This is a genomic window from Stenotrophomonas sp. 115C5 (assembly GCF_056861055.1).
In genome coordinates, this window is sequence record NZ_JBSPUQ010000001.1 from 18,232 (window position 1) to 29,385 (window position 11,154).

Here is an 11,154-nt window from a genome sequence, read left to right on the forward strand (position 1 = left end):
CCTCAGTTGTAGATGATGTGGAAGTAGAAGAAGCGGCCGTAGTCGTCGATCTCGGTACGGAAGCGCCCGTTCGGGCCGGTGCTGTAGGTCGGCTGGGTGTTGAACAGGTTCTTGGCTTCGTACTTCAGCGTCACGTGCTTGCTGACCTTGTGGCTGAAGGCCATGTTGAAGGTCATGTACGGGTCGTAGTAGGAATCCAGCCACTGGGTGTCGCCGAAGTCGACCAGCATCCGGCTGCGGTAGGTGCCGGACAAACGCAGCTGCGCGCTCTTCCACGGCATGCGCCAGATCACCGAGCCATTGAGCGACCAGTCCGGCTGGTACAGCAGGCGGTCCAGGCGGCGCTCGGTGCCATCACTGATGCGGTAGTTGGTCTGGCCTTCCAGCCGCGTGGCGTTGAAGTACATGTCGAAGCGCTGGCGGCCCCACTGCAGGTTGCGGTTGGCCACCGCGAACTCGACGCCGCGCAGCGTGGACTCATCGGTGTTCATCGGCTGGGTCACCCGGTAGCGCGTGTCACCCACGTTCTCGAAGGTGGTCAGGGTGTAGATGTCGTCCTTGATCACCTTGTCGAACAGCGCAACCGAGACCAGGCCGTTGTTGCCGTTGAAGTACAGGTCCCACGCCAGGTCGATGTTGGTGGAACGTCGCGGCTGCAGATCGGCATTGCCCTGCTTGATGGTGCAGAAGCCCCTGCCCTCCTCGTCATCGCCACAACTGGTGCTGGTGGCCTGGGCGATGTTGCTCGGCGTCGGCCGGCCCAGCGTGCGGCTGGCGGAGAAGCGCAGGCGCTGGTCCTCGGTGAGCTTGAAGGTTGCGTTCAACGAGGGCAGCAGATTGTTGTAGCCACCGCTGGTCGTTCGGAAGGCAGAGGTATAGGTGGTGCCACCATCGTCGCTGAATGGACTGTAGGCATCAAAACGGGTGTGGTCGTAGCGCAGGCCGCCGATCAGCAGCAACCGGTCCCAGGCGTAGTGCGCGGATACATAGGCATTGGTGATGTCCTCCACATACTTGTAGTCGCTGGTGAAGTTGGCATTCGGATACGCCGCATTGTTGTTGCCCAGTTTCGGCAGCAGTTCCTCGTTCCACTTGCGGTTGTCGACCAGCGGGAAGCCCGGCACGCTGCCCAGCAGCGTCGAACCCGGATACAGGTAATCGTTGAGCGTGGCATTGCTCTTGAAGTAGTCGAAGTCGATGTCCTGCCAGATCTTCAGATGGCGGTACTCGGCGCCGGTGGCCAGGCCGAAGCCACGCGCATCGGCGTCGATGTTGTAGCTGAAATCCGCGCGCAGGTTGTCGATGCTCTCCTTGGCATCGCGCGGGGAGACATAGGCCTGCGCCGGATTGAGCTTGAACGCGGAGCTGGTCAGCAGGCTGGAATCGGAAACCGCCACCGCGTTGGGGAACCCGTGGCTGTCGTTCTCGTAGTCGACGAACAGATTGCTTGGGTAGGCGCGCACACCCCAGTAGACCTGGTTGTTGTGGAAGGTCTCTTCGGTGTGGCCACCGCGCAGGGTCAGCCGCGAGCGATCACCGATATCCCAGTTGAAGCTGGCGATGGCACCGCGGTTGTTGCGGTCCCAGCGGTCGTGCCGGTTCTTGATGTAGATGCTGTTGATCTGGGTGGTGCCGCTGTCCCCGGTCTGGTTACGGATCGGAAACTTGGCATTGCCGTACAGATCGGTCTTGTTCATCGTCGAGTTCTCGTAGAACCGGTACGAGTACAGCAGCAGCGATGCGTAGAACGGATCATCCGAGGGCTTCCACTCGAGCTTGGCAGAGCCGCCGAAGTTGGTGATGAAGTTGGTATAGGTGCCGGTGCTGAAGTTGCCAGGCGCACGCAGCCCGTTCCAGCCCTTGGCGTCGTCCGGACCCGTGGTACCGTCAGTGAGGTATTTGCCAGCATCGTTGTAGTAGTAGTTCGACTCCACCCAGCGCTTGACGCTGTTGCGCGAGCGCTGTTCATAGCGCGCCACCGCAACGATGCCGAATTCCTGGTCGGCGCCGAACTGGTTGGAGAACACCATCTTGGCGCTCTTGCCGAAGTGACCCAGGGTCTCGTGGTTGCCGCCAGCGCTGCGCTCGACGTTGGTCTCGGCGGTGGAATAGATGCCTGCCACATCGGCAAACACGTACTTGCCGGACCGGTCGAAAGCACTGCGGCTGATGATGTCGATCACGCCGCCGATCGCATCCGGTGCCTGCTCCGCACTGAAGCTCTTGTAGATGTCGGTACGGGTGCCGATGTCGCTGGGAATCAGCTGCAGGTTGTTCATGCGCTCGCCGGAGCCACTGCCTCCCACGCTGGCAATCGCGATGCCATCGATGGTGGTGTAGTTGAGGTTGGCCTGTACGCCGCGCACGGTCACGTAACGTGGCTCACCGGCATCCTCCACCGCGCTCAGGCCTGGAGCGGCCATCAGGCTCTCGGCCAGAGTCTCGTCGCCGTAGCTGTCCATCTCGTCGTAGACCACCGAATCCTTGATCACCGGCGAGGTCTTCTTCTGGTCGATCACCTCGTGCGCGGCAATCACCTTGACGGTGTCCAGGGTCGGCGCGACCACCGCCTCTGCCTCGCGCGGCTTTGGCGCGGCCGGCTTCGGTTCGTTGCGAGCTGGCGCCGGATCGATGGCGATGACATTGCCATCCACCACGGTGTACCCCAGTCCGGTACCGGCCAGCAGCGCATCCAGCGCCTGCCTGACGGTGGCACCGCGCGGCACCGCACCGGCCATGCGGGCATCACCGTCGGCCGAGTACAGGAACTGCACCCCGGAGCTGCGCGACAACTGCTCCAGCGCATGGGCCAACGGCTGCGCCGCGATCGGCGTGGATACACGCGCCTCCAGGCCATCGGCACCGGCGGCGAAGGCCAGCGGCACGCTGCAGGGAGACAGGGCGAGGATGATCGACAGGTAGAGCGTGTTGCGCATCACGGGTCCTTGGAAGAGAGAAGGCAGCAGGCGCCGCTGCGCGGATCGGCAGCGGCTTCTCCCAAGTAAGAGCCCGCATCCACCGAAGTGGAGAACGCGGATTCGATGAATTTTTTCTGACAGTCCACGGCCACGTCGGCCTCAGCGACTGACAACCCGCACGGTGTCGCCTTCGCGCCTCACCACGAAACGCGGGTCGCGTTCGAGGAAGGCCTGCAGCGCACCGATGCGATGCGCATCGAGACTGCCCGACAACCGTGCCGATGCCGCGCCTTCGTCCAGCACGCGCACCTGTACCTGGTTGTGCCGGTTGAAGGCAGCGGCTACCTCGTCCAGCCGCTCATCCAGGAAGGACACCTTGCGTTGCTGCCAGTCCAGCAGCATCGACAACGGTACATCCAGCGACTCCACCGCATGGCTGCGCGCGTCGACCTGCACCACCCGGCCTTCGCCCAGTTGCGCAAGACGCCGGGCGTCCGCACCCTGGCTCCAGATCTCCACCTCGCCGGAAACCACGCCGATGCGCGTGCCCTGCAACCGTCGGGACACATCGAACACCGTGCCGATATCGCGGATCTGCAGTCCGTTCACCTGCACCTCGAACGACCGTCGGTCACGGGCGATATCGAACGTGGCCTCGCCCTGCAGCAGCTCCACCTTGCGGCTGAACCAGCCCATGCGTACCCGCAGGCGGCTGTCCGCGTTGAGCCGCACCTGGGTCTGGTCGGGCAGCACCACGTCGCGAAGCTCACCCTGTCCGGCACTGTACAGCTGCTCGGTGGGCATCACCTGCGGAACCAGACCCACGCCGAGCAGGGCGATACAGGCTGCGGCAGCCGCCACCCACCAGCGCGCACGACCGCGACGCGGCACAGCGCGCGGCGGCGCGTGCACGCTACCGAACAGCGGCACCACCTTGGCGGCTGCCTGCCGTGGCGGCACCGGCGCCTCTTCAGGCAACGGCGATTGCAGCGCCTCACCGACCTGCCGGTGCAGCGCGAGGGCGTGCATATAGGCGCGCACGTGCTCCGGCGAGCGCTTCATCCAGTCCAGGAACGCAACCCGCTCGGCCTCGCCCAGTGTTCCGTCACGATTGCGCAGGAACCAGTCCATGGCCTCGCAGGCGAGCGTGTCGTCGGCCACGGGCGAAGAGTTCCGGTTCATGTGTGCTCCCTGGCGCCCAGCGCCTTCCTGCAAGCCTCCAGCCCCTTGCCGATGTGCTTGCGCACCATGTGCACCGACACCTGCAGCTGCTGGCTGATTGCCGGGCAATCCAGCCCATCGCGGTAATGCAGCTCCATCACCCGCCGCGTGGTTGCAGGCAGTCGTGCGATGGTGGTGCGGATATCGTTCCAGCGCTGCGCACGCTCGAATTCGCCTTCGATGTCTTCTTCGCTTTTCAGCACTTCGGCCAGCAGATCGACATCTTCCAGCGGCGGCAGCGACGACCGCGCGCGCGCATGCTCGCGCGCCAGGTTGGCCGCCACGGTGAACAGGTAGGCTTCCGGGTTCTCGACCGCATCGGCATCCTCGCCGGTGCTGCGCAGCAGCCGCAGGTAAACCTCCTGCGCCAGGTCTTCGGCATCCTCGCTGGCCGAACCGCGACGCAGGAAGAAGCCACGCAGCAGTCGTCGCCGCAGCGCGTAGCTCTTCTCCCAGATCCTCACGCTGTTCACGGCCGGCCAACCACCCCGAGGCTGGAAAGCCCCGCAGGGTGACCGCCATCGATGACAGTGGCGTTTCAACCTCCGGCAGGCAGCCGCTAGAATGCCGCCCCTGCACTGTCCCGGCAGCCGGCACAAGGAGTGCCCCGCAATGAACGCACGCACCGCCATCAACACCCTCAGCAGCCTGCTGTTCCTGCTGCTGGTCGCCCACACCACCGCCTACCAGCAGCAGATGTGGCCGCCCAGCCGGGTCATCCATGTGCATCCGGTAGTCGTCGCCCTCGCCTATGCACTGGGCGTGCTCACGCTGCTGCTGTGGATCGGTGGCCGTCGTGCACCGGAACCCGCCCAACGCCTGGCGCGCTGGCTACCCATCGTCGCCTGGTGCCTGCTGGGCGTCGGCGTGGCGATCATCCCGGTGTTCCTGCCTGGGCTGTCCCCGGCCTGATCAGCGGCCACACCCAGCGCATGCGCGCATGATACGGCGCGCGGTGCCAACCCTTGCTTGCCAGAGACCCAAGCCCCGCCCGCCTACCGAAGCCCGGGGGGCAGGCCTACGCTTGTCTTCTCGGTGGCCGCCACGGTCGCCCTTCGCGTCACGGCCCCCGCCGTTGCGACCCCGCTCCAGTGCTGTGCGCCCTGCCGGTGTTGTCGCCCAGGCAGAAGTCCGACCGGCGCCCTCTGGAGACAGCCATGAACCAAGCCCTCATTCCCTTCGATACCGACCCACTGGAAACCCAGGAGTGGCGTGAATCGCTGGAGGCGGTGATGCAGGCCGGCGGCCGGCCGCGCGCGCACTACCTGATCGACCAGCTGAGCGATCTGGACGCGCAGCAGCACGGCGACCTGCATACCCGTGCCTGGACTGCCTACGTCAACACCATCCCGCCCGAACGCCAGCCGGCCTACCCGGGTGACCTGGCCATCGAGCGCCGCCTGAATGCGATGATCCGCTGGAACGCGATGGTGATGGTGCTGCGTGCCGGCAAGCATTCCAACGTCGGCGGCCACATCGCCACCTACCAGTCCGCGGCGGTGCTGTACGACGTCGGCTTCGATCACTTCTTCCGTGGCCGCACCGACACCTTCGACGGCGACATGATCTACATCCAGGGCCATTCGGCGCCGGGCATCTACGGCCGCGCGTACGTGGAGGGCCGCATCGATCCGGCACGGATGGACAACTTCCGCCGCGAAGCCGGCCGCGAAGGCCTGTCCTCGTATCCACACCCGCGCCTGATGCCGGAGTTCTGGCAGTTCCCCACCGTATCGATGGGGCTGGGCCCGCTGACCGCTGCCTACCAGGCGCGCTACATGCGTTACCTGGAATACCGCGGCCTGAAAGAACACCAGGGCCGCAAGGTCTGGGCCTTCCTCGGCGACGGCGAAATGGACCAGCCCGAATCGCTGGCGGCAATTTCCCTGGCTGGCCGCGAGCGGTTGGACAACATTGTGTTCGTGGTCAACTGCAACCTGCAGCGCCTGGACGGTCCGGTACGCGGCAACGCCAAGGTCATCCAGGAACTGGAAGGCACCTTCCGCGCGGCCGGCTGGAACGTGATCAAGCTGATCTGGGGCAGCGGCTGGGACGACCTGCTGGCCCGCGACCACAACGGCCTGCTGCGCCAGCGCATGATGGAATGCGTGGACGGCGACTACCAGACCTTCAAGTCGCAGAGCGGCGCCTACGTGCGCGAGCACTTCTTCGGCCGCTATCCCGAGCTTCTGGAGCGGGTCGCGCACATGAGCGACGACGACATCTGGGCGCTGGCACGTGGTGGCCACGATCCGCAGAAGGTGTACGCCGCCTACCAGCAGGCGGTGAACACCAGCGGCCGGCCGACAGTGATCCTGGCCAAGACGGTCAAGGGTTTCGGCATGGGCGAAGCCGGCGAAGGCCAGAACATCAACCACCAGCTGAAGAAGATGAGCGCCGATGCGGTGCGCGCCTTCCGCGACCGCTTCAACCTGCCGGTCAGCGACGACCAGCTGGAGGAGATGCCCTATCTGCGCCCGGAACCCGGCAGCGCCGAGGCCACCTACTTCGCCGAGCGCCGCCGCATCCAGGGTGGGCAGCTGCCGGCGCGCCTGGCCAAGGTCGATCCGCTGCCACTGCCACCGCTGTCGATCTTCAACACCCAGCTGCAGGGCAGCGGCGATCGCGGCCAGTCCACCACCATGGGCTTCGTGCGCATCCTCACCAGCCTGCTGAAAGACCCGGAACTGGGCAAGCTGGTGGTTCCGATCGTGCCCGATGAATCGCGCACCTTCGGCATGGAAGGCCTGTTCCGCCAGATCGGCATCCACTCCTACCTGGGCCAGCTGTACACCCCGCAGGATGCCGGCCAGCTGAGCTATTACAAGGAAGCCAAGGACGGCCAGATCCTGCAGGAAGGCATCAATGAATCCGGTGCGATCTGTTCGTGGATCGCCGCCGGCACCGCCTACAGCAACCACGGCCTGGCCACGATTCCGTTCTACATCTTCTATTCGATGTTCGGCCTGCAGCGTGTCGGTGACCTGGCCTGGGCCGCTGCCGATGCGCGTACCCGCGGCTTCCTGCTCGGTGCCACGTCGGGCCGCACCACGCTGATGGGCGAAGGCCTGCAGCACGATGACGGCCACAGCCACGTGCTGTCGTCGGTGATTCCGAGCTGCGTGTCCTACGACCCGACCTACAACTACGAGCTGGCGGTGATCATCCATGACGGCCTGCGCCGCATGTATGTCGACCAGGAAGACATCTACTACTACATCACCGTGCTCAACGAAAACTACCCGCAGCCGGCACTGCCGGAGGGCGTGGAAGCGGGCATCCTGAAGGGCCTGTATCTGCTGCATCCGGCAGCCGCCGATACAGCCTCGCAGCCACGCGTGCAGCTGATGGGCAGCGGCTCGATCCTGCGCGAAGTGGAAGCCGCAGCAGAACTGCTGCAGCAGGACTTCGGCGTCGCCAGCGATGTCTGGAGCGCCACCAGCCTGACCGAACTGCGCCGCGACGGCCTGGCCGCCGAACGCTGGAACCTGCTGCATCCGGCCGAGGAGCCACGCGTACCCTACGTGCAGCGGTGCCTGCAGGGCCATGAAGGCCCGGTGGTGGTGGCCACCGACTACATGAAGATCGTAGGCGACCAGATCCGTCCCTTCATCAACGACCGCCGCTTCACCGCACTCGGCACCGATGGCTTCGGCCGTTCCGATACACGTGAATCGCTGCGCACTTTCTTCGAAGTAGATCGCCACTTCATCGTGCTGGCCGCCCTGAAATCACTGGCTGACGAAGGTCGCATCGAACGCTCGCGGATGCAGGAGGCCATCGACAGGTACGGCATCGACACCGGCAAGCGCGACCCGGCTGCGGTATAAGGCTGCTGCATTCACCACGCCCGCTGTGCGGGCGTGGTGCAGGCGTCGCCGCTACGGTATCCGCTTGAACAGATTGGTCTGCAGGATCGGGGTACCGTCGTGACCGTAGAACGCCTTGGTCTCGGTCATCGTCGTACGGTCGGCCGCCACGGTATAGATGCGGGTGGAGGCCGGCGTGCCGTGGTCCACCAGCTGCATCACCAGGGTGTTCGGCGCCGGCAGTTTCAGATTGGCCTTGTCCGCGCCGTAAGTACCGGACAAGGGCCCCGGCGTGCCGTCCAGCGCCAGCGTGCCGTCGGACTTCATGGTCTTGCCATCGTGCAGGACGATGTCCACGTGTGAACTCCAGCGACCCGCACCGGCGTCCTTGAACTCGAGCACCACGTGCTTCGGGCGCTGCGCTTCGGGTAGCGCAGACGTGGCGATATCCAGCGACCAGCGCCCCAGCAGCGGTGAGGGCGAAGCTTCCACCGCCAGCGCCGGAACGGCCGAGAGCGAAAGCGCAGACAACAACACAGCGGACAACAGTTTCATACGTTGCTCCGTTCCAGTGAAGAAAGCGCTGCGTGACGCGTGATCGGGGGCAGCAGGGCGAATGCTGCGCGCCTGCGGCGGGGGGTGCAAGCCACTCGCTGAATGCCCGGCCACGCGCCATGTCAGGACCATGTCACACAGGGGTAGTAGAACGATCCAGCATCTCCGGCTCTTCTCCCCCAGTACACGGCGTTGAACGCGCAGCCCTCGCCACGGCACCTTTATGCCGCCGGCCACTTTGCCCGCACCCTGGCCTGGTCGTTCGTGGATCTGGTGCTGGGCTACTACCTGCACGCCCGGCTGGGGCTGCCGGCGGCCCACACCGGCCAGCTGCTGGCCATTTCACTGGCCTACAGCAGCCTGCTCGATCTGCTGCTGGCCGCCGTGTTCACCCGCATGCGCAACCAGCAGCGCCTGGCCCTGCGCCTGCAGCTCATCGGCGGGCTCGGCACGGCGGCCAGCGCCTGCCTGCTGTTCAGCCCGGGCAACGCAACCGAGCCCGCCTTCCTGCCGTTGCTGGTCGCATCGTTGCTGTTCCGTACCTGCTACGCAGTCTACGACGTGGCCCAGAACGCGCTGACGTCGTTGCTGCCCCGTGACGAGGACGAGGCCATGCGCTATGTCTCCACCCGCGCCGTGGTGGTGCCGATCTCCAAGCTGTGCATTGCCTCGGCGCTGTTCGGCGTGGTCGGTACGCCTGCGTCCCAGGGCAGTGGCAACGCGTTGCTGATCTGCATAGTCATCGGCGTGCTGATCGCGGCCGCTGCGCTTCCTTTGGCCCGCGTCGCAACGCCCTCACGGCCCTCCGCAACCAGGACGCCCGCTGCCGTTGCCCTGCCCCTGCCCCTGCCCCTGCCCCTGCCGGCGCTGCTGCCGGTTCTGCTGGCCGCGGCGGCGGAGACGGCGCTGGTTGGCCTGGCAGGGCGTCTGTTCCCCTTCGCCGAACATGGGGCAGCGCTGACCTTCGCGATGGTGGCGGGCATGGTGGTTGCCCCCTGGCTCTGCCTGCGCCTGCGTTCAACGCTGCACAGCGAGACCGGGATGCTCGCGCTGATGTCGGTGCTGGCCGTCGCCGCCGTTGGCGTGTACCTGGCCATCCCCTCCACGCCCATAGCGATTGCATGTGCCGCCATCCACGGGACGGCGGTGGCCAGCGTCGGCCTGGTGCTGTGGCGACGCACCGCGCTGATCGCCCGTCGCCATGCCATCCATAGCGGACGCGACGATGACCTCAGCTGTTTTGCACTGCTCACCGGAACCATGAAGCTATCCATCGCGGCCTCTTCGTTGCTGCTGGGGGAAGTGCTGCCCGGTATACAGGCGGGCGATCCGGGCACCTCGGCCGCACTGGTCTCGCTGGTCGCCGCCGGCAGCCTGCTTTCGCTGGCCGCATTGGCCTGGCCCATCCCCCCAGCACGCACCGAGGGCCTGCAACCGTGAGCCTGGCCCCGACATCGCGGCTGCGCCGCAAGCCGCTGATCGCGCTGGATGCGGACCACAAGCGCATCATCTGGCTGTTGCGCACGATGGGCGCCGTTCCCCGCATCACCATCGCCCACCAGCTGGGCATGCACAACGGCGCGTTGACCCGCCTGGCGCGTGAACTGCTGATGCTGGAAGTGGTCGAGGAACAGGGACAACTGTCCGATGGCCAGCGCGGCCGTCCCTCGGTGCCACTGGCGCTGTCCGGTCGGGGCGGCTATGCCGCCGGTGCCACGGTGCATCCCGGTTGGCTGGAGATCGCACTGGTGGATTTCGCCGGCCAGGTCATCGCCCGCGATGCCACCGCATTCGACAGCGCAGATCCCCTCGATTTCGTCCATTGCGTGGACCAGCGCCTGCGCAGCCTCACCAGCAGCACCGGACTGATGCGCGCGCGCTTTCTGGGCCTCGGCGTGGCCGTTCCGGGGCCCGTGGTCGAAACCGGTCCGGCACGCCGGCACGCGGTGGACTGGCTGCATGGCTGGCGCGATATCGACAACGACCAGTTCTTCGAAGACTACTTCGGCTTCCCGGTGTGGGTGGAGAACGATGCAACCCTGGCGGCGTTGGCGGAGTATTACGACAGCGGTCTGATCCGCGACTGCGCTTCGGCGCTGCTGCTGTATGTCGGCCACGGCGTGGGTGGCGGCGTGATCCACCGGCGTGATGTGATGCGCGGTGAGTTCGGCAATGCAGGCGACATCGGCCGCCTGTTCCGCATGGACGCACCGCGCCCCTCGGGTATCGACTTGCTGGCCACGTTGCGCGAGGCCGGCGCCGGAATTCCTTCGTTGTTCGAGCTGGAGGCCTGCCTGGAAAGCCATGCCGGCATCATCAGTGCCTGGGCCGAACGCGCGGGAAACCAGCTGGGCGCAGCGGCCAATACCGGCGTGGCGTGGCTCGATCCGGGCGCCGTGATCCTGTCCGGTTCGCTACCCCGCCAGGTACTGGAAGCGTTGGGGCAACACCTGCAGCAGCCGGCACGCTGGAGCAGCGCGCTGGACAGCCTGCGCCTGCCGCAGGTGCATGTGTCACGGCTGGGAGGATCCGCGGTTTCGGTGGGCGCAGCGCTGCTGCCGATCCACCAGCTGGGCGCCGATGCCATCGTTTAATTGTTTATTTCCGCCGAAGTAAACAATTCCGTCATCGCCCGGACCTACCGTGCAGCG

The 11,154-nt window shown here is 65.8% G+C and carries 8 protein-coding genes; 4 read left to right on the forward strand and 4 right to left on the reverse strand.

The features are described from left to right. Positions 1 to 2 precede the first annotated feature (2 nt). The 3 genes from AC13FN_RS00065 to AC13FN_RS00075 all read right to left on the reverse strand — a co-directional run bounded on the left by AC13FN_RS00065 (position 3) and on the right by AC13FN_RS00075 (position 4,612). The gene (locus AC13FN_RS00065) at positions 3 to 2,936 is read right to left on the reverse strand and encodes a TonB-dependent receptor (protein WP_478415878.1); all 2,934 of its coding nucleotides are present in this window, start codon (positions 2,934 to 2,936) and stop codon (positions 3 to 5) included. Between the two features lie 141 nt (positions 2,937 to 3,077). Beyond that, entirely contained in the window at positions 3,078 to 4,100 is a 1,023-nt protein-coding gene (locus AC13FN_RS00070) for a FecR family protein (protein WP_478415877.1), read from the reverse strand. After that, a complete protein-coding gene (locus tag AC13FN_RS00075; RefSeq protein ID WP_049434751.1) occupies positions 4,097 to 4,612 on the reverse strand; it encodes an RNA polymerase sigma factor in 516 nt (171 codons plus the stop codon). Before AC13FN_RS00075 ends, AC13FN_RS00070 begins: the two co-directional genes overlap by 4 nt. 139 nt (positions 4,613 to 4,751) lie before the next feature. On the opposite strand from AC13FN_RS00075, the gene AC13FN_RS00080 reads away from it, so the two are divergent. Both AC13FN_RS00080 and aceE read left to right on the forward strand, forming a co-directional pair. After that, the gene (locus tag AC13FN_RS00080; RefSeq protein ID WP_049434752.1) at positions 4,752 to 5,051 is read left to right on the forward strand and encodes a hypothetical protein; all 300 of its coding nucleotides are present in this window, start codon (positions 4,752 to 4,754) and stop codon (positions 5,049 to 5,051) included. A 245-nt stretch (positions 5,052 to 5,296) separates the two neighbouring features. Beyond that, on the forward strand, positions 5,297 to 7,969 hold the full coding sequence (aceE, locus tag AC13FN_RS00085) for a pyruvate dehydrogenase (acetyl-transferring), homodimeric type (protein WP_054171445.1): 2,673 nt from the start codon (positions 5,297 to 5,299) through the stop codon (positions 7,967 to 7,969). Positions 7,970 to 8,020: 51 nt separating this feature from the next. Here aceE and AC13FN_RS00090 read toward each other — a convergent pair whose 3' ends face one another. Then, complete coding sequence (locus tag AC13FN_RS00090) at positions 8,021 to 8,503, reverse strand: hypothetical protein (protein WP_010484263.1); 483 nt, start codon at positions 8,501 to 8,503, stop codon at positions 8,021 to 8,023. A gap of 192 nt (positions 8,504 to 8,695) precedes the next feature. Here AC13FN_RS00090 and AC13FN_RS00095 point away from each other — a divergent pair, with 192 nt between their 5' ends. Together AC13FN_RS00095 and AC13FN_RS00100 are read left to right on the forward strand one after the other, a co-directional pair. Continuing rightward, entirely contained in the window at positions 8,696 to 9,943 is a 1,248-nt protein-coding gene (locus AC13FN_RS00095) for an MFS transporter (protein WP_482984343.1), read from the forward strand. Further along, a complete protein-coding gene (locus AC13FN_RS00100; protein WP_217015615.1) occupies positions 9,940 to 11,097 on the forward strand; it encodes an ROK family protein in 1,158 nt (385 codons plus the stop codon). The genes AC13FN_RS00095 and AC13FN_RS00100 overlap by 4 nt, the downstream gene beginning before the upstream one ends. The last annotated feature ends 57 nt before the right edge of the window (positions 11,098 to 11,154 follow it).